22 protein-coding genes and 1 riboswitch are annotated in these 22470 nt (G+C 72.7%); of the genes, 13 read left to right on the plus strand and 9 right to left on the minus strand.

What is annotated here, in order from left to right:
- Positions 1-120 precede the first annotated feature (120 nt).
- The 5 genes from ACFYXE_RS11765 (at position 121) to ACFYXE_RS11785 (ending at position 6229) form a co-directional block, all read left to right on the plus strand.
- Positions 121-978: an ATP-binding cassette domain-containing protein gene (locus ACFYXE_RS11765; protein ID WP_389311519.1), complete on the plus strand. Its 858-nt coding sequence runs from the start codon at positions 121-123 to the stop codon at positions 976-978.
- On the plus strand, positions 950-3034 hold the full coding sequence (locus ACFYXE_RS11770) for a YhgE/Pip family protein (RefSeq protein ID WP_389311522.1): 2085 nt from the start codon (positions 950-952) through the stop codon (positions 3032-3034). Before ACFYXE_RS11765 ends, ACFYXE_RS11770 begins: the two co-directional genes overlap by 29 nt.
- A 47-nt stretch (positions 3035-3081) precedes the next feature.
- Positions 3082-3702: a TetR/AcrR family transcriptional regulator gene (locus ACFYXE_RS11775; protein ID WP_361181203.1), complete on the plus strand. Its 621-nt coding sequence runs from the start codon at positions 3082-3084 to the stop codon at positions 3700-3702.
- A 352-nt stretch (positions 3703-4054) separates the two neighbouring features.
- Positions 4055-4669, plus strand: coding sequence for a DUF4126 domain-containing protein (locus ACFYXE_RS11780; protein ID WP_361176042.1), 615 nt, complete (start codon positions 4055-4057; stop codon positions 4667-4669).
- 60 nt (positions 4670-4729) lie between these two features.
- A complete protein-coding gene (locus ACFYXE_RS11785; RefSeq protein ID WP_389311525.1) occupies positions 4730-6229 on the plus strand; it encodes a phytoene desaturase family protein in 1500 nt (499 codons plus the stop codon).
- A gap of 42 nt (positions 6230-6271) precedes the next feature.
- Here the strand turns inward: ACFYXE_RS11785 and ACFYXE_RS11790 are convergent, their stop codons facing one another.
- The 5 genes from ACFYXE_RS11790 to ACFYXE_RS11810 all read right to left on the minus strand — a co-directional run bounded on the left by ACFYXE_RS11790 (position 6272) and on the right by ACFYXE_RS11810 (position 10598).
- Positions 6272-7159 (minus strand): hypothetical protein, encoded by an 888-nt coding sequence (locus tag ACFYXE_RS11790; RefSeq protein WP_389311527.1) that lies wholly within the window; start codon positions 7157-7159, stop codon positions 6272-6274.
- Between the two features lie 47 nt (positions 7160-7206).
- Complete coding sequence (metF, locus tag ACFYXE_RS11795; protein ID WP_389311529.1) at positions 7207-8124, minus strand: methylenetetrahydrofolate reductase [NAD(P)H]; 918 nt, start codon at positions 8122-8124, stop codon at positions 7207-7209.
- 124 nt (positions 8125-8248) lie between these two features.
- Complete coding sequence (gene thiE / locus ACFYXE_RS11800) at positions 8249-8908, minus strand: thiamine phosphate synthase (RefSeq protein ID WP_389311531.1); 660 nt, start codon at positions 8906-8908, stop codon at positions 8249-8251.
- A 92-nt stretch (positions 8909-9000) separates the two neighbouring features.
- A complete protein-coding gene (locus ACFYXE_RS11805) occupies positions 9001-9366 on the minus strand; it encodes an Rv2175c family DNA-binding protein (protein WP_361176027.1) in 366 nt (121 codons plus the stop codon).
- A 68-nt stretch (positions 9367-9434) separates the two neighbouring features.
- Positions 9435-10598, minus strand: coding sequence for an NAD(P)/FAD-dependent oxidoreductase (locus ACFYXE_RS11810; RefSeq protein WP_389312528.1), 1164 nt, complete (start codon positions 10596-10598; stop codon positions 9435-9437).
- A gap of 202 nt (positions 10599-10800) precedes the next feature.
- A riboswitch (TPP riboswitch) is annotated at positions 10801-10914 on the plus strand.
- Here ACFYXE_RS11810 and thiO point away from each other — a divergent pair.
- From thiO to ACFYXE_RS11835, 5 genes are all read left to right on the plus strand, one after another.
- Positions 10912-12132, plus strand: a complete 1221-nt coding sequence (gene thiO / locus ACFYXE_RS11815; RefSeq protein WP_389311533.1) for a glycine oxidase ThiO — start codon at positions 10912-10914, stop codon at positions 12130-12132. (Overlaps the previous riboswitch by 3 nt.)
- On the plus strand, positions 12129-12353 hold the full coding sequence (thiS, locus tag ACFYXE_RS11820; RefSeq protein ID WP_361176021.1) for a sulfur carrier protein ThiS: 225 nt from the start codon (positions 12129-12131) through the stop codon (positions 12351-12353). Before thiO ends, thiS begins: the two co-directional genes overlap by 4 nt.
- Positions 12354-12358: 5 nt before the next feature.
- Positions 12359-13153, plus strand: a complete 795-nt coding sequence (locus tag ACFYXE_RS11825; RefSeq protein ID WP_361176018.1) for a thiazole synthase — start codon at positions 12359-12361, stop codon at positions 13151-13153.
- Positions 13154-13302: 149 nt separating this feature from the next.
- Entirely contained in the window at positions 13303-15255 is a 1953-nt protein-coding gene (gene pknB / locus ACFYXE_RS11830) for a Stk1 family PASTA domain-containing Ser/Thr kinase (protein ID WP_389311536.1), read from the plus strand.
- 58 nt (positions 15256-15313) lie between these two features.
- On the plus strand, positions 15314-16198 hold the full coding sequence (locus ACFYXE_RS11835) for a deoxyribonuclease IV (protein WP_389311538.1): 885 nt from the start codon (positions 15314-15316) through the stop codon (positions 16196-16198).
- Between the two features lie 56 nt (positions 16199-16254).
- Here the strand turns inward: ACFYXE_RS11835 and ACFYXE_RS11840 are convergent, their stop codons facing one another.
- Positions 16255-16887, minus strand: coding sequence for a sulfite oxidase-like oxidoreductase (locus ACFYXE_RS11840; protein ID WP_389311540.1), 633 nt, complete (start codon positions 16885-16887; stop codon positions 16255-16257).
- Positions 16888-17053: 166 nt separating this feature from the next.
- On the opposite strand from ACFYXE_RS11840, the gene bfr reads away from it, so the two are divergent.
- Positions 17054-17533 (plus strand): bacterioferritin, encoded by a 480-nt coding sequence (bfr, locus tag ACFYXE_RS11845; protein WP_389311542.1) that lies wholly within the window; start codon positions 17054-17056, stop codon positions 17531-17533.
- Positions 17534-17569: 36 nt separating this feature from the next.
- Here bfr and ACFYXE_RS11850 read toward each other — a convergent pair whose 3' ends face one another.
- Together ACFYXE_RS11850 and ACFYXE_RS11855 are read right to left on the minus strand one after the other, a co-directional pair.
- Complete coding sequence (locus tag ACFYXE_RS11850; protein WP_389311544.1) at positions 17570-17809, minus strand: bacterioferritin-associated ferredoxin; 240 nt, start codon at positions 17807-17809, stop codon at positions 17570-17572.
- 162 nt (positions 17810-17971) lie between these two features.
- Positions 17972-19324 carry a class II 3-deoxy-7-phosphoheptulonate synthase gene (locus ACFYXE_RS11855; RefSeq protein WP_361176002.1) on the minus strand — a complete coding sequence of 451 codons (1353 nt, stop codon included), beginning with the start codon at positions 19322-19324 and terminating at the stop codon, positions 17972-17974.
- Between the two features lie 122 nt (positions 19325-19446).
- On the opposite strand from ACFYXE_RS11855, the gene ACFYXE_RS11860 reads away from it, so the two are divergent.
- Positions 19447-19506 carry a trp operon leader peptide gene (locus tag ACFYXE_RS11860; protein ID WP_107098142.1) on the plus strand — a complete coding sequence of 20 codons (60 nt, stop codon included), beginning with the start codon at positions 19447-19449 and terminating at the stop codon, positions 19504-19506.
- Between the two features lie 110 nt (positions 19507-19616).
- Positions 19617-21506, plus strand: a complete 1890-nt coding sequence (locus tag ACFYXE_RS11865) for an anthranilate synthase family protein (RefSeq protein ID WP_389311546.1) — start codon at positions 19617-19619, stop codon at positions 21504-21506.
- Here the strand turns inward: ACFYXE_RS11865 and ACFYXE_RS11870 are convergent.
- Complete coding sequence (locus tag ACFYXE_RS11870; protein WP_389311548.1) at positions 21449-22453, minus strand: 2-hydroxyacid dehydrogenase; 1005 nt, start codon at positions 22451-22453, stop codon at positions 21449-21451. The two genes, ACFYXE_RS11865 and ACFYXE_RS11870, sit on opposite strands and share 58 nt — an antisense overlap.
- Positions 22454-22470: the final 17 nt, after the last annotated feature.

Here is a 22470-nt window from a genome sequence, read left to right on the forward strand (position 1 = left end):
TGTGCACATCGTGGAGCACGCCACTGACAATCGGCTCTGACCTGCGACTTTGCCTGGATCGCGGGTTCGGGCTTATTTTTGAACTGACCAGTCAGTTCAAAAGGAGGGGCAGGGGGGACTGTGGACGGTCCGAACGACGGCGTGCGCGGAGCCGCCGTCACCGCCGAGGACTTCGGGCTCAAGGGGCCGCGGGGCTGGGCGTTCCGCGGCATCCGGATCGACGCCGGGCCCGGGTCGCTGATCGCGTTGGAGGGGCCGTCGGGCTCGGGCCGCACCTGCCTGCTGCTCGCCCTGACCGGCCGTATGCGCGCCACCGAGGGCCACGCGTCCGTGGGCCGGCTGCGGCTGCCGGGGCAGCTCGCGGCGGTCCGCCGGATCAGCGGGCTCGGCCCGGTGCCCGGCGTCACCGATCTCGACCCGGCCCTGACCGTCGCCGAGCATCTGCACGAACGGGCGCTCCTGGAGCGGCGGTTCGGCGGTTCGCTGCGCGGCCTGCTGCGGCCGCGCGGCGAGCGGCGCACCGAGACCAGCCTGCGCGTCGACACCGCGCTGGCCGCCGCGGGCCTCGACCTGGAGGCGCTGCCCAAGGGGCGGCGGACCTCGGTGCGCGACCTGGAGCGGCTGGAGGCCCTGCGGCTCTCCGTCGCCCTGGCGCTGATCGGCCGGCCCCGCGTGCTCGGCGTCGACGACACCGACCTGAAGCTCTCGGCCGCCGAACGCGCCGAGGCCTGGGCGATGCTGACGTCCCTCACCGAGCGCGGGACGACCGTCGTGGCGGTGTGCAGCGAGGCGCCCGAGGGCGCGGTCGTGGTCCGCACCGACACCACGCCGGACGCCGTGGACGCCGCGGCCGACCCGCACGGCACCGCCGATCCCGCCGGACGGCGCACCGACGAACACACCGCCGAACACACCGCCGATCGCACCGACGACGACAAGGAGACGGCGGATGCGCTCGCCGAAGCTCGCCGCGCTTGAGCTCAGGCGGTTCGGCAGGGGGAAGCTGCCGCGCGCCGCGCTCGTCGCGCTCCTGCTGCTGCCCCTGCTCTACGGCGCGCTGTACCTGTGGTCCTTCTGGGACCCGTACGGCCGTCTGGACCGCATCCCCGTGGCGCTCGTCAACGACGACAAGGGAGCCACCGCGCAGGGCAAGAAGCTCACGGCGGGCGACAACATCGTCGAGGGGCTGCGCGACAGCAAGACCTTCGAGTGGCACGAGGTCGACGACACCGCGGCGCGCAAGGGCGTCGAGGACGGGACGTACTACCTGTCGCTGACGATGCCCACGGACTTCAGCAAGCGGATCGCGTCGAGCTCGGGGGACTCCCCCGAGACGGGCGCGCTGCGGGTGCGGACCAACGACGCCAACAACTACATCGTCGGGCAGATATCGCGGACGGTCTTCTCCGAGGTGCGCTCCGCCGCGTCCACGAAGGCCTCCCGGTCGTTCCTCGACAAGATCTTCATCTCGTTCTCCGACATCCACGGGGCGACCCAGAAGGCGGCCGACGGCGCCGACCGGCTGGACACCGGCATCGGCAAGGCGAAGAAGGGCTCGAAGGACCTCGCCAAGGGCCTCGGGGACGCCAAGGACGGCAGCGCGGACCTCGCCGACGGCGTCGAGCGCCTGCACCGGGGCGCCGGCGCCCTCCAGGACGGCTCGAAGCGGGTCGCGGAGGGCACCGGGAAGCTGGCCGACAAGGTCAACGGCACCGCGGACCAGGTGCGCCCGTTCCTGCAGGACAACGGCAAGACCATCGGGGACACCGCGCAGCTCGTCGCGGACTCCTCCAAGGCGATGCGCCGCAACCTCGGCACCTGGGTCAGGCTCGCGCCCGGCGCGGCCGAGGGGGCCAAGGACTCCTCCCGGATCATCGGCGACTTCTACACGGAGCGGTGCGAGAAGGCCCCGGTGCCCGACCCGCTCTGCCCGCAGTTCAAGGAGGCCAAGAAGGCCGCGGAGAACGTGTCGACCATCGCGGACGACATGAACGCCGTGATCAAGGACCAGAACAGCGACGTCAAGGCGCTGGACAAGCACCTGGCGACCCTGCAGAAGAAGTCCCAGGCGCTGGCGGACCGCGCCCCGCACCTCGACGAGGACCTGGACAACGCGGTCGCCAGGATCAACGAGCTCGACAAGGGCGCGGGCAAGGTCGCCAAGGGCGCCAAGAAGCTGCACACGGGGCTCGGCACCGCCAAGACGGGGGCGAACGACCTCGACACCGGCATCGGCAAGCTGAGGACGGGCGCGCACGACCTCCAGGACGGCCTGTTCAAGCTGGCCGACGGTTCCGCGAAGCTGTCCGGCGGGCTGCACGACGGCGTCAAGAAGATCCCGGACTACGACAAGAAGGACCGCGACGAGCGGACCGACGTCATGGCCGACCCCGTGCAGCTCGCCTCCCAGTCGATGCACAAGGCGCCCAACTACGGGACGGGCTTCGCGCCGTACTTCATCCCGCTGTCCCTGTGGGTGGGCGCGATGGTGGCGTACATGCTGATCCAGCCGCTCAACCGGCGCGCGCTCGCCGCGGGCGCCTCCGCCTGGCGCATCGCGCTCGCGGGCTGGCTCCCGGTGGCCGCGCTCGGCGTGCTGCAGACGGCGGCCCTGCTCTCGGTCCTGCACTGGGGACTCGGCCTGCAGATGGCCAGGGCGGCGGGCACGGTGGGCTTCCTCTGCCTGGTGACGGCGTGCTTCGCGGCGATCGTGCAGTGGCTGAACGCCCGCTTCGGAGCGGCCGGCCGGATCCTCGTCCTCGCCGCGCTGATGCTGCAGCTGACGTCGGCGGGCGGCACCTACCCGGTCCAGACGAGCCCCGGCTTCTTCAGCGCGATCCACCCCTTCCTGCCGATGAGTTACGTCGTCGAGGCGCTGCGCAGGCTCATCACCGGCGGCGGTCTCGGTCCCGTCTGGCAGGGCTGTGCGGTCCTGACGGCCTTCACCGTGGGCGCGCTCGCCCTCACCGCGCTCTCCGCGCGCCGCAAGCAGGTGTGGACCCTGGACCGGCTGCACCCGGAGCTGACGCTGTGAGCACGGCGAAGGCGGGCCGGTCCGCGCGACCTGTGAGAATCAGGACCATGGACAGCAGTGCAGGCAGCACCCGCCGCGAAGCCACCCGGCAGAAGCTCTACGAGGCCGCCGTCACCCTCATCGCGGAACAGGGCTTCTCGGCCACCACGGTCGACGAGATCGCCGAACGGGCCGGGGTCGCGAAGGGCACCGTCTACTACAACTTCGCGAGCAAGTCGGTCCTCTTCGAAGAGCTGCTGCGGCACGGCGTCGGCCTGCTCACCGCCTCCCTGAAAGAGGCCGCCGACACGGCGGACCGCAGCGGGGGCAGCAAGGTCGACGCCCTCGACGCGATGATCCGGGCCGGTCTCGTCTTCATCAACCGCTACCCGGCCTTCACCCAGCTGTACGTCGCCGAGCTGTGGCGGACCAACCGGGCCTGGCAGTCCACGCTGCTCGTGGTCCGCCAGCAGGCCGTCGCGGTGGTCGAGGACGTGCTGCGGGCGGGCGTCGCCGGCGGTGAGCTCAGCGAGGAGATCGACATCCCGCTGACGGCCGCCGCGCTGGTCGGCATGGTCCTGGTGGCCGCCCTGGACTGGCAGGCCTTCCAGCCGGAGCGCTCGCTCGACGACGTGCACGCGGCGCTGTCGCGGCTGCTGCAGGGCCGGGTCAGCGGCACGCGCGCGTAGCCCACGGCGGCACCCGCACGCACGAAGGGCACCGGTCCGGTGCCGCCTGTTCCCCCCAGGCGGCACCGGACCGGTGCCCTTCTCGTGTTCCCCCGTGCGACCCCGTGCGGTCGTTCCCCCGTGTCCCGCTCGCGCCGCGCGGCGGGAGGAGCGGTCGAGGGCGCGGCGCGAGGTTCCGCCGCCCCGTGTCGGCGGTACCGGCGCCACGCCCTTCTCCGTGCCCCACACTCTTCCGTCTTCCCAGGTCGGGGCCCATCCGCGCAGCTACTCATCTCCTCCTCTAGGTACGGATACTCAGACGGACGTGCTCATCCCCGGGCCGATGGGTCTCCGACTGGTTACGATCACGTCCGTGTCCGTACTCCCCCTCGTGTTCACCAGCGGCTGGGCCAGCGGGATCAACGCGTACGCCGTGGTCCTGCTGCTCGGCGTCTTCGGGGCGACCGGGGTCAGCGACGAGATCCCCGAGGCGCTCCAGCGGCCCGACGTGCTGATCGCCGCCGGGGTGCTCTTCCTGTGCGAGGCCGTCGCCGACAAGATCCCCTACGTCGACTCCGTCTGGGACACCGTGCACACCGTGATCCGGCCGGTGTCCGGGGCCGTGGTGGGCGCGCTCCTCGCGGGACAGAGCGGGTCGCTCTCCGACCTCGCCGCCGGCGCCGTGGGCGGATCGACGGCGCTGGCCAGCCACGCGGTGAAGTCCGGGACGCGGATGGCGGTCAACACCTCGCCCGAGCCGTTCAGCAACTTCGTCCTGAGCACGGCCGAGGACCTCGGGGTCGGCGGTCTGATCAGCTTCGCGATGTTCTACCCGGAGGCCGCCGCGATCATCGCCGCGGTGCTCCTGCTGCTCGGTCTGTTCCTGCTGTTCTTCCTCGTCTCGCGGATCCGGCGGTTCCTGCGCCGCCGGGCACAGCGCCGCGAGGAGAAGCGCCTCGCGGGCCGCGCCGGGGCGCCCCCGCCCTGAGGCACCGGCGGGGCCGGGGCCGCGGCGGCGCTGTCAGTGGCTGCCGATACAGTCCCTGGCATGGCACGGATTGTGGTGATCGGCGCCGGGATGGGCGCGATGACGGCGGCCGCCCGGCTGGCCGTCGCGGGCCACCGGGTGGTGGTGTACGAACGCACGGAGTCGTACGGCGGCGCGCTCGGCCGCGTCGAGCGGGACGGCTTCGCCTTCGACACCGGGCCCGGACTGCTCCAGCTCCCCGCGGTCTACCGCGACCTGTTCCTCAAGACGGGCAAGGAGCCCCTGGAGAAGTGCGTCGAGCTCGCCCAGGTGGAGCCCGCCGTGCGGCACGTCTTCGCGGACGGCAGCACGGCCGACCTGCCGAACGCGTCGCGCGCGGGCGTCGGCGAAGCCCTGGACGCGGCCCTCGGCGAGGGCGCGGGCGCCCGCTGGGCGGCGTTCATGAACCGGGCCAGGGAGGCCTGGGACCGCACCCGGCGCCCCCTCCTGGAAGAGCCCCTGTGGCCGAACTGGCAGGTGCTCGCCGACCGCGAGCCCTACCCCGCGGTGCCGCACAAGCGCCTGCTGCGCCGCGAGCGCCGCGCCACCACCCTCGCCGAGGTCGGCGAGCTCGAACTGGGCGGCGACCCGCGCCTGGTCGCGCTGCTCGAACAGTTCGCCCTGGCGCACGGCCTGGACCCGCGCACCACCCCGGCGAGCGCCGCCGTCCTGCCCTATCTGGAGCAGACGTTCGGCACCTGGTCGGTGCGCGGCGGCCTGCGCGCCCTGGCCCGCGCGGTGTACGAGCGGTGCCTGGCCCGGCGCGTCGAATTCGTGTTCGGCGCCGCGGTGACGCGGATCGTCGAGAAGGACGGCCGCGCGGCGGGCGTGGAGCTCGCCGACGGCACGGCGGCGGAGGCCGACTTCGTGGTCGCGGGCGTCGCGCCCACCGCCCTGGCCGGAATGCTGCCGGGAGTGGACATACGGTCGGGGGGTGACGTCCCGGCCCGCTCGGGGATGCCCAGCCGCCTCACCGTGCTCCTGGCGCTCTCCGGCGCACGCCCCGCGGGCACCCCGCTGCGGACGGTGCTGCACTCGGCCGCCAGGCAGGACGAGCTCGACCGGGTCTTCGGCGAGCGGCCCGGCCTGCCCGCCTCGCCCACCCTCGCGGTGCTCCGCCCCGGCGACCCGGAGGGGACGCCGGACGACGCGCACGAGGCGGTGACGCTCACCGTGACGGTGCCCGCGCACCTGCCGGTCGGCGAGCAGGAGGTCCAGCGGGTGATCTCCCGGGCCGAGGGGGTGCTCCCCGGGCTGCGCGAGCGCCTGCTGTGGCACGAGGCCCGCACCCCGGCCGACGTCGCGGAGGCCACCGGCGCCGAGGGCGGCGCGGTCCCTGCCCCCTCGCTCGCCGCGGCGGACGGCCTGCTGCTCCACCCGTCGAACAGCACCCGGCTGCCGGGGCTGCTCGCGGTCGGCGGCTGGGCGCACCCCGGCGGCGGCCTCCCGCACGCGGGCATGTCGGGCACGCTGGCCGCGGGACTGATCGTGGAGGGCCCGGAGTTCCGCGGCTCCCAGTGACCGTCTGATCCGCCGGGCCGCGACGGACCCGGCGACGGCAGGTCAGTAGCGGTACTGCTGCTCGTTGTAGCCCGAGCCGTCGTACCCGCCGGAGTGGCCGCCCTGGTCCTGGTACGGGTAGGGCTGCTCGGGCGGCAGTTCACCGCCGTACTGCTCGCCGCCCCCGTACTGCTCGTCGGTGGAGCGCTGGTGCGGCACCCAGACGCCGCCGGGCGGGGTGTCCTGGTAGCTCTCGCCGGGCCGGCCGGCCCCGCCGTCGTCGTAGGCGCCGCCGTACGGCGCGTACCGCTGCTGGTCGCCGTAGCCGTCGTAGTCCTGCCGGGCGCCGTAGGTCTGGGTGCCGATGTACGGGTCGGAGTACGCGGCGTACTGCTGCCCGCCCGTCGCGTCGTACCCGTAGTGCTGCTGGTCGTAGCCGCCGTAGGCCGCGGCCTCGTAGCCGTAGGCGTCGCCCTGGCCGCGGTGCGCGTCGCCGGCCGACGGCGGGGCGTATGCGGCCTCGTCGTACACGCCGTACTGCCCGGTGTCGTCGGGCATCGGCTCGGGCTCGTAGACCCCGGGGTCGTGCCCGGGCGGCGGCGGGACCTGCTCGTACTCCAGGTCGGAGACCTGCAGCGTCGGCTCCTGCACGGCGGTGTCCCGGCGCGGCTGCTTGCGGCGCTTGCTCAGGCCCGGCTGCCCGCCGAGCGCCCAGCCGGTGGAGAAGCCCCGGCGGAACGACAGCGTCACGTAGGTCTGGCCCGTCGCGAAGGCGACCGCGCCGAGACCGATGATCCACACCGAGGGGATCAGCACGCCGACGACCACCCCGAGGAAGCCGCCGAACGCGAGCAGCCGCCAGCGCAGCCGCGCCTTGTACTGCAGCAGGACCTCGCCCAGCAGCCACAGCGCGACGCATCCGAACGCGATGTAGAGGACCGCCCAGCCCATGTACGCCCCTCTCCCCTGCGGCCGCCGCCCGTGCGGGTACGACCGGGTCAGGCCTGGTGGTGCAGGCCCAGATTTTCGTAGATCTCCAGTGTCGCCGTGGAGTTGTTCAGCGTGATGAAGTGCAGTCCCGGCACACCTTCGGCCAGCAACCGCGCGCAGAACTCCGTCGCGAACTCGATGCCAATGGAGCGTACAGCGGCGGGATCGTCTTTGACCGAGAGGATCCGCTCTTTCAGCTCGGCCGGGAACACGGCGTTGCTGAGCTGGGGCAGTCGGTCGAGCTGGCGGACGTTGGTGACCGGCATCATCTCGGGGATGATCGGCGTGTCGCAGCCCGCCGCCGCGACGCGGTCGCGCAGCCGCAGGTACTCCTCGGGGTCGAAGAACATCTGTGTGATCGCGTAGTCCGCGCCGGCCCGGCACTTGTCGATGAAGTACCGGGTGTCGGAGTCCCAGTCGGCCGAGCGCGGGTGCATCGCGGGGAAGGCGGCGACGCCCACGCAGAAGTCGCCGGACTCCTTGATGAGCTCGACCAGTTCGGCGGCGTAGGTCAGGCCCTCGGGGTGCGCGATCCAGTCGCCGAGCGGGTCGCCGGGCGGGTCGCCGCGGACCGCGAGCATGTTCCTGATGCCCGCGTCCGCGTACTGCCCGATGATGTTGCGCAGCTCGGCCACGGAGTGGTCGACCGCGGTCAGGTGGGCGACCGGCGTCAGCGTCGTGTCGGCGACGATCTGCTGGGTCTCCTTGACCGTGCCGGTGCGCGTCGAGCCGCCCGCGCCGTAGGTCACGGAGACGAAGTCCGGGGCCACCGCCTCGACCCGGCGCAGCGCGTTCCAGAGGTTCCGCTCGCCCTTCGGGGTCTTCGGGGCGGAGAACTCGAACGAAAATGTCGTTTTGCCGGTCGCGAGCATGTCTCGTACCGTGCGCGCACGGTCGGACCTGGTCGAAGCTGTGCCTAGGGCCATACCGGCAGGTTAGCCAGGCCGTGGCGGTCGCCCAACCAGACCGCGGAGAATTGGCCGGTTTGCCGGTTTGTTGTCCACGGATCGGACACTCCCGGACCGGCGCCCGCCCCGGCGTGCTCCCTGCTCAGACGGCGGTACGCAGCCGCTTGGCGAGGTCCGCCGCCGCGGCGCCCGGGTCGTCGGCCTCGGTGATCGCCCGCACGACGACGACGCGGCGCGCGCCGGCCGCCAGGACCTCGTCGAGGTTGCCCGCGTCGATGCCGCCGATGGCGAACCAGGGGCGGTCCGTGCCGAGCGAGGCGGTGTACCGCACCAGGTCGAGGCCCGGGGCGTGCCGGCCCGGCTTGGTGGGCGTGGGCCAGCACGGGCCCGTGCAGAAGTAGTCCACGCCGTCCTGGGCGGCGGCCGCCGCGACCTCGGACTCGGCGTGCGTGGAGCGGCCGATCAGCACCTCGGGGCCGAGGACGGCGCGGGCCGCGGGGACCGGCAGGTCGCCCTGGCCCAGGTGCAGCACGTCGGCGCCGACGGCGTGCGCGACGTCCGCGCGGTCGTTCACCGCGAACAGCTTGCCGTGCCGCCGGGCGGCGTCCGCGAAGACCTGGAGGTGCTCGACCTCCTCACCGGCCTCCATGCCCTTGTCGCGCAGCTGCACGATGTCGACACCGCCCGCGAGGACGGCGTCGAGGAATTCCGGGAGGTCCCCCTGGCGCTTGCGGGCGTCCGTGCACAGATAGAGCCGGGCGTCGGCGAGCCGGTCACGGTGATCGGCGGCAGCGGCAGCCATGGAGAAGTCCCCCCGTTGTCGGTGGCGTACGGGCACGCGTGCGCGCCCGTACGCCGGACGGTGTCGTTCGGTTCAGACGGTCGAGCGCCTGCTCAGACGGCGAGCGCCTGGGCGCGGCGCTTCACCTCCGTGCCGCGATTCTCGCTCAGCGCCTGCGCGGGGGTGCCGGGCAGGGTCGAGTCGGGGGTGAAGAGCCACTCCAGCATCTCCTCGTCGGAGAAGCCGTCGTCCCTCAGGAGCGTCAAGGTGCCGACCAGGCCCTTGACGACCTTGTCGCCGTCGATGAAGGCGGCCGGCACCTGGAGCGCCCGGTTCTCACCCCGGCGCACGGCGATCAGCTGGCCCTCCTTGACCAGCTGGCGCACACGGGTCACCTCGACATCGAGCATGTCCGCGATGTCGGGGAGGTGCAGCCAGTCGGGTACGAGAGCATCAGTCTTTGCGTCAATCTCGGTCACGCGCTCCAGCGTATCCCCGGCCGGGGGGACCGTGCCGGGCGGTGAGGGCCACCCTCCGCACCGACCCGCTACAGGGACGCCTTCTTCAGCGGAACCGAGGCGTCCGCCGCCAGGGCCGGATCGAGGCGGGCGCCCGCCTCGATCAGCTTGCGCCCCTGGGCCAGGTCCCGGGGCCGGCCCACCGCGAGGACCGCGACCAGCGCGCCCTCCCGCAGCCAGCACACCGACCAGGCCATTCCCGTGGGGTCGCCGCGCCACACCGTCGCGTCGGCCCCGGCGTGATGGCCCGCGTACTGCACGAAGCGGCCGAACTGCTCCGACCAGAAGTAGGGCACGGGGTCGTACGCCGCCGGGGTCTCGCCGATGACGTTCGCCGCGACCGTGCGCGGGCCCTGGAGGGCGTTGTCCCAGTGGTGGACGAGCAGGCGCTCCCCGTACCGCCCGGACGGGAAGGAGGAGCAGTCGCCGACCGCGTAGACGTCGGGGGCCGAGGTGCGCAGGCCCTCGTCGGTGACGACCTCGCGGTGGGCGCCGAGCTCGATGCCGGAGCCGGTCAGCCAGGCCGTCGCGGGCCGCGCCCCGATGCCGACGAGCACCGCGTCCGCGGGCAGCCTGCTCCCGTCGGTGAGGAGCACCGCGCCCGGCTCGACGCGCTCCACGCGCGCGTGGGTGCGCAGCACCGCCCCGGAGTCCGCGTACCAGTCGGCCATGGGCGCCGCGACCTCCTCGGGCAGCGCCCCGGCGAGCGGTCGCGCGGCGGCCTCGACCACGGTGACGGAACAGCCCGCCTCCCGTGCGGCGGTCGCGAACTCCGCGCCGATCCAGCCCGCCCCCACGACCACCACGTCCCGCTGTTCGGCGAGGACCGGGCGCAGCCGCTCGGCGTCGTCCAGGGTGCGCAGGAGGTGGACGCCGGGCACGCCCTCGGTGCCGGGCAGCCGGACCGGCTCGGCGCCGGTCGCCAGGACCAGGACGTCGTAGGCCAGGGGGCCCGCGGCGGTGTCCAGTTCGTGGTCGGCGGGGCGCACTCCGGTGACCTCGCGGCCCAGGTCGAGGTCGATGCCGAGCGCCGCGAAGTCGATGTCGAAGGCGGATCCTTCCGCCTTGCCGAGCAGCACCGCCTTGGACAGCGGCGGCCTGTCGTAGGGCTGGTGCGGCTCCGCGCCGACGAGGGTGACCGTCCCCGCGAACCCCTGTTCGCGCAGGGCCACCGCGGTCTGCACCCCGGCCATCCCCGCACCGACGATGACGACGTGCCGTTCCGCCTGCGGCGGCTTTCCGGTCTGCTTCCGCTGCTCGCTCACCCGATCACTCTAGGGCGGCGGGCCGGGGCGGTCCCCGATGGGGACGAGGAGATCTCTGACACACCGTCACTGCTCATACCCGGACAGCTCCCCTACTGCCACGCGAAGCGACGGGCTAGGGTGGCCGCTGCAGAGCACTCGCGGGAGCCCGGACGCACCGGGCTGAGAGGGAGGCTGGGACGGCCTCCGACCGTACGAACCTGATCCGGGTCATGCCGGCGAAGGGAGGGGCTGGACGCCCATGCATTCACGGACGACATCCGCCGCCACGACCGACGTCCTCGTCGTCGGGGGCGGCATCATCGGCCTGGTCTCGGCCTGGCGGGCCGCCCAGCGCGGACTCTCCGTCGCGGTCGTGGACCCCGAACCGGGCGGCGGGGCCGCCCAAGTCGCGGCGGGCATGCTGGCCGCCGTCACCGAACTGCACTACGGCGAGGAGACGTTGCTGGGCCTCAACCTGGCGTCCGCCCGCCGCTATCCCGACTTCGTCGCCGAGCTGACCGGGGCGAGCGGCCACGACCTCGGCCATCGCGCCTGCGGCACCCTCGCCGTGGCGCTCGACTCCGACGACCGCGCGCATCTGCGCGAACTGCACGCCCTGCAGCGCCGTTCGGGGCTCGAGTCCGAGTGGCTGAGCGGCCGCGAGTGCCGTCGCCTGGAGCCGATGCTCGCGCCGGGCGTGCGCGGCGGGCTGCGGGTCGACGGCGACCACCAGGTCGACCCGCGCAGGCTCGCGGCGGCCCTCGTGGTGGCCTGCGAGCGGGCCGGCGTCGCCTTCCACCGCGCGTGGGCGGAGCGCCTGACGGTCTCCGGCGACCGGGCGCACGGCGTCGTCCTCGCGGACGGCACCGCGCTCGGCGCGGGGCAGACCCTGCTCGCGGCGGGCAGCCTCAGCGGGCGGCTGGCCGGCGTCCCCGCCGACGTCCTGCCGCCGGTACGCCCGGTGAAGGGGCAGGTGCTGCGGCTGACCGTGCCGAAGGCGTACGCCCCGTTCCTGAGCCGCACCGTGCGGGCCGTGGTGCGCGGCAGCCACGTCTACCTCGTCCCGCGCGAGAACGGCGAGCTCGTCGTCGGCGCCACCAGCGAGGAGCTCGGCTGGGACACCACGGTCACCGCGGGCGGCGTGTACGAGCTGCTGCGGGACGCGCACGAGCTGGTGCCCGGCATCACCGAGCTGCCGCTCACCGAGACCCGCGCGGGCCTGCGCCCCGCCTCCCCCGACAACGCCCCGCTGCTCGGCCCGACCCGGCTCGCCGGGCTCCAGCTGGCCACCGGGCACTACCGCAACGGCGTCCTGCTGACGCCCGTCACGGGTGACGTCATGGCGCACGCCCTGACCACCGGCGAGCTGCCCGACGAGGCGCTCCCCTTCACCCCGCGCCGCTTCGACGACGCCTCCCCCCTCCCGCGCTTCCCGCCCTTCCCGACCCGCACGCAGCCCTTCACGGAGCAGCCCGCATGAGCACGCCTTCCGCCGTATCCGTCCGCGTCTCCGTCAACGGCGAGGAGCGCGAGGTCGCCCCGGGCACCACGCTCGACGCCCTCGTCGCCACCCTGTCCACGGCGCACTCCGGTGTCGCCGCCGCCGTCAACGAAACCGTCGTCCCGCGCGCGCAGTGGCCCGCCACCGCCCTCGCCGACGGCGACCGCGTCGAAGTGCTCACCGCCGTCCAGGGAGGCTGAAGACCATGGCAGACGACCCCTTCGTCCTCGGTGACCTCACCTTCTCCTCGCGCCTGATCATGGGCACGGGCGGGGCGCCGAGCCTCGACGTCCTCGAACGTTCCCTCGTCGCGTCCGGCACCGAGCTGACCACGGTCGCGATGCGCCGCCTCGACCCGGGCGTGCAGGGTTCGGTGCTCTCCGTGCTGGACCGGCTCGGCATCCGCGTACTGCCCAACACGGCGGGCTGTTTCACGGCGGGCGAGGCGGTCCTGACCGCCCGCCTCGCGCGCGAGGCGCTCGGCACCGACCTGGTGAAGCTGGAGGTGATCGCCGACGAGCGCACCCTGCTGCCCGATCCGGTGGAGCTCCTGGACGCCGCCGAGATCCTGGTCGACGACGGCTTCACCGTCCTGCCGTACACGAACGACGACCCGGTCGTCGCCCGGAAGCTGGAGGACGTGGGCTGCGCCGCGGTCATGCCGCTCGGCTCGCCGATCGGCTCCGGGCTCGGCATCCGCAACCCGCACAACTTCCAGCTGATCGTCGAGCACGCGCGCGTGCCGGTGATCCTCGACGCGGGTGCGGGCACGGCGTCCGACGCGGCGCTCGCGATGGAGCTGGGGTGCGCGGGTGTGATGCTCGCCTCCGCGGTGACGCGGGCGCAGGAGCCGGTCCTGATGGCGGAGGCGATGCGGCACGGCGTCGAGGCGGGACGCCTGGCGCACCGGGCCGGGCGGATCCCGCGGCGGCACTTCGCGGAGGCGTCCTCGCCCACGGAGGGCATGGCACGGCTGGATCCGGAGCGGCCCGCCTTCTGAGGGGCCCGCTCCCCCGCGGGGCCCCGCCTGCCGGGCGGGCGGGGCCGTCCGCGCGCCCCGGGCGGCGAGCGTCACAGCTCGGCTGCAGTCACGCACCGAAGCCGCCCGGGCGGGGAGAGCCGACCGTGGTGCCTCGTAGACTCCCCTGCGTGGACACGACCCTTCAGGACCCGCTCGTCGGGCAGCTGCTCGACAGCCGTTACCGCATCGACGGGCGCATCGCGGTCGGCGGGATGGCCACGGTCTACCGGGCCGTGGACACCCGCCTGGACCGCGTGCTCGCGCTCAAGGTGATGCACCCGACGCTGGCGGCCGACGCCACCTTCGTCGACCGTTTCATCCGCGAGGCCAAGTCGGTGGCCCGCCTCTCCCATCCGAACGTGGTGGGGGTCTTCGACCAGGGCACCGACGGGTCGTACGTCTACCTGGCGATGGAGTACATCGCGGGCTGCACCCTGCGCGACGTGCTGCGCGAGCGCGGCGCGCTGCAGCCGCGGGCGGCCCTGGACATCCTGGAGCCGGTCCTGGCCGCGCTGGGGGCCGCGCACCGCGCGGGCTTCGTGCACCGCGACATGAAGCCGGAGAACGTCCTCATAGGGGACGACGGCCGGGTCAAGGTCGCCGACTTCGGGCTCGTGCGCGCGGTGGACACCGTGACGAACACGACCGGCACGGTCCTCGGCACCGTCTCCTACCTGGCCCCCGAGCAGATCGAGCACGGCACGTCCGACACCCGCGTCGACGTGTACGCGTGCGGGGTCGTGCTCTACGAGATGCTGACCGGCGCCAAGCCGCACTCCGGGGACTCCCCGGCCCAGGTCCTCTACCAGCACCTGAACGAGGACGTGCCACCCCCGTCGGCGGCCGTCCCCGGGCTCCCCTTCGCGCTCGACGAGCTGGTGGCCTCCGCCACCGCCCGCACCCCCGACATCCGGCCGTACGACGCGGTCGCGCTCCTCGCCCGGCTCAGGGAGGCCCGTGCCGCCCTGACCGAGGAGCAGCTGGACGCGGTCCCGCCGCAGGCCCGCACGGCGGCGCACGACAACGCCGAGGACCGCACCAGCGTGATCCCGCGCGCGGCCCGCTCCGGCCGGCTCCCGCTGCCCACCGAGGAGGGGCAGGGCGGCGAGGACGCCCTGAACCGCACCAGCGTCCTGGCCACCCCGCCGCCCGCGCCGCCCGCGGCGCCGGGACGGGCGGCCCGGCGCCGGTTCGACCCGCGCCGCCGCATGATCGCGGTGATAGCCGGCGTGCTGCTCGTCCTGGGCCTGGGCACCGGCATCTGGTACATCAACTCGGGCCAGTTCACCAAGGTCCCGCCGCTCCTGGCGAAGACCGAGGCGCAGGCGAAGCAGCGGCTCGACGACGCCGGCCTCGAGGTCAAGGACGTCAAGCGCACCTACAGCGACACGGACAAGCGCGGCACGGTCATGGGCACCGACCCGGCGGCGGGTGAGCGCATCCGGCAGAACGGCCAGGTGACACTGACCGTCTCGCTGGGCCCGGAGACCGTGAAGGTCCCGGACGTGAAGAAGCTCCCGCTGGCCGAGGCGAGGAAGGAGCTCAAGAACTCCGGCCTCGCCCCGGGCATGGTCACCAAGAAGTTCGACGAGAGCGTCAAGAAGGGTGCCGTGATCGGCACGGACCCGCGGGCCGGCTTCACCCGCAAGGCGGGCTCGGCCGTCGCCCTGGTCGTCAGCAAGGGCCGCGAGATCGAGACGCCCGACGTGACGGGCGAGTCCGAGGCCGACGCCACCGCCGAGCTGGAGGAGGCGGGCCTCAAGGTCGAGATCGCCCCCTCCCGGGTCCACTCCGACGAGGACAAGGGCGACGTCGCCCGGCAGTCGCCCGCCCCGGGCAAGTCCCTCGCCGAGGGCGACACGGTCGAGCTGACCATCTCCAAGGGCCCGCCGATGGTCGAGGTCCCGGACGTGACGGGCATGAAGGTCGACGAGGCGACGGACGCCCTGGAGAAGGCGGGCTTCGAGGTCGACAAGGACCGCGGACTGCTCGGCCTCTTCGGCGACACCGTGAAGGACCAGTCGGTGGACGGCGGCGACAAGGCGGAGAAGGGCTCCTCGATCACCATCACGATCCGCTGAGCCCCGCGCACGGGGACCGGCGCGGGACGCCTCCCGCGCTCATGCCACCCTGGACGGCGTGAGCAGCGACAACACCCCCAGCGCAGCGTCCCGCAATCCGGTCGGCGGCCATGTCCCGGTGGCCGGCGGACTCGCCTCCGTCGGCCTCTCGTACGCCCGTGAGCTCGGCGCCGAAGCCGTCCAGGTCTTCGTCGCCAACCCGCGCGGCTGGGCGACCCCGCCCGGCAACCCGAAGCAGGACGAGGAGTTCCGCGCGGCCTGCGCCGCCGAGGGGATCCCGGCGTACGTCCACGCGCCCTACCTCATCAACTTCGGCTCGCACACCGAGGCGACCGCCGAGAAGTCCGTGGAGTCGCTGCGCCACTCGCTGCGCAGGGCCCGGGAGATCGGCGCGCTCGGCGTCGTCGTGCACACCGGGTCGGCGACCGGCGGCCGGGACCGCGAGGTCGCCCTGCGGCAGGTGCGCGAGCGCATGCTGCCGCTCCTCGACGAGCTGACGCACGAGGACGACCCGTTCCTGCTCCTGGAGTCGACGGCGGGCCAGGGCTCCTCGCTCTGCTCGCGCACCTGGGACTTCGGCCCGTACTTCGAGGCGCTGGACTCCCACCCGCGGCTGGGCGTCTGCCTGGACACCTGCCACATCTTCGCGGCGGGCCACGACCTGACGGGCCCGAGCGGCATGCGGCAGACCCTCGACCTGCTCGTGGAGACGGTCGGCGAGGGGCGGCTGAAGCTCGTGCACGCCAATGACTCCAAGGACGTCGTCGGCGCCCACAAGGACCGCCACGAGAACATCGGCACCGGTCACATCGGCGAGGAGCCCTTCCGCGAGCTGATGGCCCACCCGGCCACCGAGGGCGTACCGCTGATCATCGAGACGCCCGGCGGCAAGGAGGGACACGCGACGGACGTGAAGCGCCTGAAGGAGCTCCGGAGCCGCTGATCACCGCGAAACGCCCCTGACCGGCAGGGACACCGTGGGGAGAGCGGCGCTCGGGACTAGAGCTCGGGGCCGTCCCCGGGCTCCTCCTGGTAGGAGTAGCGCTGCTCGCGCCAGGGATCGCCGACGTTGTGATAGCCGCGCTCCTCCCAGAAGCCGCGGCGGTCGGCGGTCATGTACTCGATGCCGCGGACCCACTTGGGGCCCTTCCAGGCGTACAGGTGGGGCACCACGAGACGGAGCGGGAAACCGTGCTCGGCGGTGAGGAGTTCACCGCCCTTGTGGGTGGCGAAAATCGTGCGGTCGGAGGTGAAGTCGGCAAGGCGCAGGTTGGAGCTGAAGCCGTACTCGGCCCAGACCATGACGTGCGTGACGTCGGGCGCGGGGGGCACGATCTCCACCAGCTTGCGGGCCGGGAGCCCGCCCCACTCGGCGCCCAGCATGCTGAACTTCGTGACACAGTGCAGATCGGCGACCACGGTGTCGTACGGCAGGCCGGCGAATTCCTCGTGCGTCCAGCAGTGCTTCTCGCCGTCCGCGGTGGCCCCGAAGACCCTGAACTCCCAGCGCTCCGGCCGGAACTTCGGCACCGGGCCGTAGTGTGTGACCGGCCAGCCGCGCTGCAGCCGCTGACCCGGCGGAAGCTCCGGCTCCGCCGCTTGTCGAGATGCGCGTTCCGCCGGCTGACCCATGACTCCATCCTGACAGACCCGGGGCGGTGGACGTGACCAGCCGACGCCCGGCCGCGCGCCGATTGGGGCAACTCCTACTAAGCGTGCACTTACTGGACGGGTTCCGAACGCCGGTGCAAGGATGCCCGCTACCTGCCCAGTAACCCGTGTGGAAGGAGCCTCTGCGATGCAGGGCGACCCCGAGGTCATTGAATTTCTCAACGAGCAGCTGACCGCCGAGCTCACGGCGATCAACCAGTATTTTCTCCACGCCAAGATGCAGGAAAACTTCGGCTGGACGAAGCTCGCGAAGTACACGCGGTCCGAGTCGATCGACGAGATGAAGCACGCGGAGGTGCTGACCGACCGGATTCTCTTCCTCGACGGTCTGCCCAATTACCAGCGGCTCTTCCACGTCCGGGTCGGCCAGACGGTCACCGAGATGTTCCAGGCCGACCGCCAGGTCGAGGTGGAGGCGATCGACCGCCTCAAGCGCGGCATCGAGGTGATGCGCGGCAAGGGCGACATCACGTCCGCGAACATCTTCGAGTCGATCCTCGCGGACGAGGAGCACCACATCGACTATCTGGACACCCAGCTGGAGCTGGTCGAGAAGCTCGGCGAGGCGCTCTACATCGCGCAGCTCATCGAGCAGCCGGAGAGCTAGGGCCACCGCCAGGGCCACGGCACCGGGCCCGGAGCGCTACGCCGCCTCGGGAAGCTCCGTGTCGGCCGCCGGCGCCAGGGCGGGCTCGCCCTGGTCCACCAGCTCACGGCGGGGGCACGCGCCCCGGCCGAGCAGCGCCTGGATACGTCGTACGCACGAACCACAGTCCGTGCCCGCCTTGCAGGCCGACGCTATCTGGCGGGGGGTACAGGCGCCGTCCGCCGCGTGCTTCTTCACCTGTGCCTCGGTGACCCCGAAACAGTTGCAGACGAACACGCGGCTTCACCTCCCGGGCAGGACTCATCGGTAGCGCCGTCCCGATTGATCGGTGAGGCTAACCTAACCTTACCCGCGACGTCGGGCACGCAAAAGCCCCGGATACGCCGGTGGGGCGCGGATCACACGGATCCGCGCCCCACGCGTATGTCCTGCCGGGTGCTACTGGTCGCGGTACATCTCCGCCACCAGGAACGCCAGGTCGAGCGACTGGCTGCGGTTGAGCCGCGGGTCGCAGGCCGTCTCGTAGCGCTGGTGCAGGTCGTCGACGAAGATCTCGTCGCCGCCGCCCACGCACTCGGTGACGTCGTCACCGGTGAGCTCGACGTGGATGCCGCCCGGGTGCGTGCCGAGCGCCTTGTGGACCTCGAAGAAGCCCTTGACCTCGTCGAGCACGTCGTCGAAGCGGCGGGTCTTGTGGCCCGACGCCGCCTCGTAGGTGTTGCCGTGCATCGGGTCGGTGATCCAGGCGACGGTCGCGCCGGACGCGGTGACCTTCTCGACCAGCTCGGGCAGCTTGTCGCGGACCTTGTCGGCGCCCATACGGACGATGAAGGTCAGCCGGCCGGGCTCGCGGTCGGGGTCCAGGCGCTCGATGTACTGCAGCGCCTCCTCGGCCGTCGTGGTCGGGCCGAGCTTGATGCCGACGGGGTTGCGCACCTGGGAGGCGAACTCGATGTGCGCGCCGTCCAGCTGACGGGTGCGCTCACCGATCCAGACCATGTGGCCCGAGGTGTCGTAGAGCCGTCCGGTGCGGGAGTCGGTGCGGGTCAGCGCCGACTCGTAGTCGAGCAGCAGCGCCTCGTGCGAGGCGTAGAACTCGACGGTCTTGAACTCCTCGGGGTCCGTGCCGCAGGCGCGCATGAAGTGCAGCGCGTTGTCGATCTCGCGGGCGAGCTGCTCGTACCGCTGGCCGGACGGGGAGGACTTCACGAAGTCCTGGTTCCAGGCGTGCACCTGGCGCAGGTCGGCGTAGCCGCCGGTGGTGAAGGCACGCACCAGGTTGAGCGTGGAGGCGGACGCGTTGTACATCCGCTTCAGGCGCTCGGGGTCCGGGATGCGGGCCTCTTCGGTGAAGTCGAAGCCGTTGACGGAGTCGCCCCGGTAGGTCGGGAGCGTCACGCCGTCGCGGGTCTCGGTCGGCTTGGAGCGCGGCTTGGAGTACTGCCCCGCGATGCGGCCCACCTTCACGACGGGCACGGACGCCGCGTACGTGAGGACGGCGCCCATCTGGAGCAGGGTCTTCAGCTTGTTCCGGATGTGATCGGCGGAGACGGCGTCGAAGGCCTCGGCGCAGTCGCCGCCCTGCAGCAGGAACGCCTCTCCCTTGGCGACGGAGGCCAGTCGGGCGCGCAGCTGGTCGCACTCGCCCGCGAAGACGAGCGGCGGATACGACTCGAGGTCCGCGATCACATCGCGCAGAGCCTCGGCATCGGGGTACTCGGGCTGCTGCGCCGCGGGCAGGTTTCGCCAGGTGTTGCCACCGGTAGCGGTGGTCTTAGCGTTCACGGTCACCTCGTCAACATTACGTGGTCACGGAGGCCGTCCATTCCCCCGCTCACCAAGTGAGACGGACCAGACACGGTGGAGTGAACGCTTCCCCTGCGGCGTCCGGGTGATGCGCTAGGGTGCCGGACATGCGTACGCAGACGACGACCCAGAACTGGTGGTGGCCCGCTCATCCGGCGGCCCACTGACTCTGCGCCCACACAGACTCGCGAAGGCCGCCCGGGGGCGGCCTTCCGTGTTTCCGGGTCCCGGACCCCGGGGGCGGGCCGTTCCTCTCCGAGTGAGAAGGAACCGACCGATGCACCTCACCGACCTCCTGTCCGACGACCGCCCGTTCGCCCTGCTGCGCCGCCGCACGCCGGGCCACGACCCCGACACGGTCGAGGTCCTGATCGGCCCGACGGTCACCTGCGACCGGCTGGCGGACCTCCCCGAGGGCCTGGCGCTCGTGCCCTTCCGGCAGATCAGGGAGCGCGGCTTCGACGTCCGCGACGACGGCACCCCGCTCACCGTCCTGACCCCCGACGAGCGCCACGACCTCCCGCTCGCCGAGGCCCTCGCCGCGCTGCCCGCGCACGACGTGCGGGTCGAGGACGGCGGCTTCGACGTGAGCGACGCGGCGTACGCGGACATCGTCGAGCGGGTCCTGCGCGAGGAGATCGGGCGCGGCGAGGGCGCCAACTTCGTGATCCGCAGGACGTACGAGGGGGCGGTCCCGGGCTTTCGCAGGGCCGACGCGCTCGCGCTCTTCCGGCGGCTGCTGGTGGGCGAGCGGGGCGCGTACTGGACGTACGTGGTGCACACCGGGGAGCGCACGCTGGTCGGGGCGAGCCCGGAGGTGCACGTGCGGATGTCCGGCGGGACGGTCGTGATGAACCCGATCAGCGGGACCTACCGCTACCCCGACGGCGGCCCCACGCCCGACGACCTGCTCGCCTTCCTCGCCGACGGCAAGGAGATCGAGGAGCTGTCGATGGTCGTCGACGAGGAGCTCAAGATGATGTGCACGGTCGGCGACCGGGGCGGCGTCGTGGTGGGGCCGCGGCTCAAGGAGATGGCGCACCTCGCGCACACGGAGTACGAGCTGCGCGGCAAGTCGTCGCTGGACGTGCGCGAGGTCCTCAAGGAGACGATGTTCGCGGCGACCGTCACCGGCTCGCCGGTGCAGAACGCCTGCCGGGTCATCGAGCGGTACGAGACCGGGGGCCGCGGCTACTACGCGGGGGCCCTCGCCCTCATCGGCCGGGACGCGGGCGGCGCGCAGACCCTGGACTCCCCCATCCTGATCCGCACCGCCGACATCTCCCCGGCGGGCCGGCTGCGGGTGCCGGTGGGCGCCACGCTGGTGCGCGGCTCCGACCCGGCGGGCGAGGTCGCGGAGACCCACGCGAAGGCGGCGGGCGTGCTCGCCGCCCTCGGCGTGCGGCCCGGCCGCCCCCGGCACGAGAGCGCCCGCCCCGCCCTCGCGGACGACCCGCGGGTGCGGGCGGCCCTGGACGGGCGGCGGGCCGGGCTCGCGCCGTTCTGGCTGCGGATGCAGGAGCCGGTGGCCGGGCTCGCCGGACACGCGCTGGTCGTGGACGGCGAGGACACCTTCACGGCGATGCTCGCGCACGTCCTGCGCTCCAGCGGCCTGCGGGTCTCGGTGCGGCGCTACGACGAGGAGGGGCTGCGGGAGGCGGTGCTCGCCCACGAGGGGCCCGTCGTGCTCGGTCCGGGGCCCGGCGACCCGGGCGACCTCGCCGACCCCAAGATGCGCTTCCTGCGCACGCTGACGGCACAGGTGCTGGCCGGCCACGGCCACGGCGTGCTCGGCGTCTGCCTGGGGCACGAGCTGATCGCGGCCGAGCTGGGCCTGGACATCGTGCGCAAGGACGTGCCGTACCAGGGCGCGCAGGCGGACGTGGACCTGTTCGGGCGGGTGGAGACCGTGGGGTTCTACAACAGCTTCGTGGCGCACTGCGACGACGAGACGGCGGCGGAGCTGGCCGCGCACGGCGTCGAGGCCGCCCGGGACCCGGCGACCGGCGAGGTGCACGCGCTGCGCGGGCCCTCCTTCGCGGGCGTGCAGTTCCACCCCGAGTCGGTGCTGACGCTGCGCGGGGCCGAGATCGTGCGGGACCTGCTCGGTCAGTCGGTCACCGGCGCGGGCACCAGGACGTTCTCGGAGCGGCGGCCCGCCCGATAGTCCAGGACGTTCTGCACCGTGGTCGCGATGATCTGGCCGACCGCGTCCACGGTGTAGTACGCCTGGTGGGAGGTGACCACGACGTTCGGGAAGGTCACCAGGCGGGCCAGGGTGTCGTCCTCGACGACCTCGAGCGACTTGTCGAGGAAGAACAGGCCCGCCTCCGCCTCGTACACGTCCAGGCCCACGCCCGTGAAGCGGCCCGCGCGCAGCTCGCCCACCAGGGCGTCGGTGTCGACGAGGCCGCCGCGGCTGGAGTTCACCAGGATCGCGTCGTCCTTCATCATCCGCAGCGCGTCGGCGCCGATGATGTGCTGGGTGGCGGGGAGCAGCGGCACGTGCAGGCTGATGAGGTCGGCCTCGGCGAGGAGCTGCTCCTTGGGCACGTACGTCATGCCGAGCTCGACGCAGGCGGGGTTCTCGGCGACGTCCCAGCCGAGCAGCCGCATCCCGAAGCCGTGCGCGATCCGGGTGAACGCCTCGCCGATCTTGCCGGTGCCGAGCACGCCGACGGTACGGCCGCGCAGGTCGCGGCCCATCAGGCCGTCCAGCCGGAAGTCGAAGTCGCGGGTGCGGTTGCTGGCCCGGACGATGCGGCGGTTGACGGCCATCGCGAGGGTCCAGGCGAACTCGGCCACCGAGTAGGGCGAGTAGGACGAGACGCGGGCGACGGTCAGGCCCAGGCGCTCGGCGACCTGGAGGTCGATGTTGTTGAACCCGGTGGAGCGCTGGGCGATCAGCTGCGTCCCGCCGGCCGCGAGGGTCTGCAGGACGCGGTTGTTCAGCGTGGCGTTGACGCTGGAGGAGACGATCTCGTAGCCCGCGGCGATGGGGGCGGTGTCCTCGTTCAGGAAGACGTCCAGGCAGCGGACGTCGTGGTGTCCCGCGAAGGCCTTCTCGATCAACGGCTTCTCGTCGGACTGCACGCCGAATGCGAGGATCTCCACGATTTCTCCCGTACATC

This window comes from Streptomyces sp. NPDC002564 (genome assembly GCF_042889645.1).
Taxonomy (GTDB): Bacteria; Actinomycetota; Actinomycetes; order Streptomycetales; family Streptomycetaceae; genus Streptomyces.

Coding starts and splice junctions, on each gene's coding strand:
- ACFYXE_RS11770 (WP_389311522.1), top strand. CDS start 950: ATGCGCTCGCCGAAGCTCGCCGCGCTTGAGCTCAGGCGGTTCGGCAGG.
- ACFYXE_RS11775 (WP_361181203.1), top strand. CDS start 3,082: ATGGACAGCAGTGCAGGCAGCACCCGCCGCGAAGCCACCCGGCAGAAG.
- ACFYXE_RS11785 (WP_389311525.1), top strand. CDS start 4,730: ATGGCACGGATTGTGGTGATCGGCGCCGGGATGGGCGCGATGACGGCG.
- ACFYXE_RS11790 (WP_389311527.1), bottom strand. CDS start 7,159: ATGGGCTGGGCGGTCCTCTACATCGCGTTCGGATGCGTCGCGCTGTGG.
- metF (WP_389311529.1), bottom strand. CDS start 8,124: ATGGCCCTAGGCACAGCTTCGACCAGGTCCGACCGTGCGCGCACGGTA.
- thiE (WP_389311531.1), bottom strand. CDS start 8,908: ATGGCTGCCGCTGCCGCCGATCACCGTGACCGGCTCGCCGACGCCCGG.
- ACFYXE_RS11810 (WP_389312528.1), bottom strand. CDS start 10,598: ATGGCCGGGGTGCAGACCGCGGTGGCCCTGCGCGAACAGGGGTTCGCG.
- thiO (WP_389311533.1), top strand. CDS start 10,912: ATGCATTCACGGACGACATCCGCCGCCACGACCGACGTCCTCGTCGTC.
- thiS (WP_361176021.1), top strand. CDS start 12,129: ATGAGCACGCCTTCCGCCGTATCCGTCCGCGTCTCCGTCAACGGCGAG.
- ACFYXE_RS11825 (WP_361176018.1), top strand. CDS start 12,359: ATGGCAGACGACCCCTTCGTCCTCGGTGACCTCACCTTCTCCTCGCGC.
- ACFYXE_RS11840 (WP_389311540.1), bottom strand. CDS start 16,887: ATGGGTCAGCCGGCGGAACGCGCATCTCGACAAGCGGCGGAGCCGGAG.
- bfr (WP_389311542.1), top strand. CDS start 17,054: ATGCAGGGCGACCCCGAGGTCATTGAATTTCTCAACGAGCAGCTGACC.
- ACFYXE_RS11865 (WP_389311546.1), top strand. CDS start 19,617: ATGCACCTCACCGACCTCCTGTCCGACGACCGCCCGTTCGCCCTGCTG.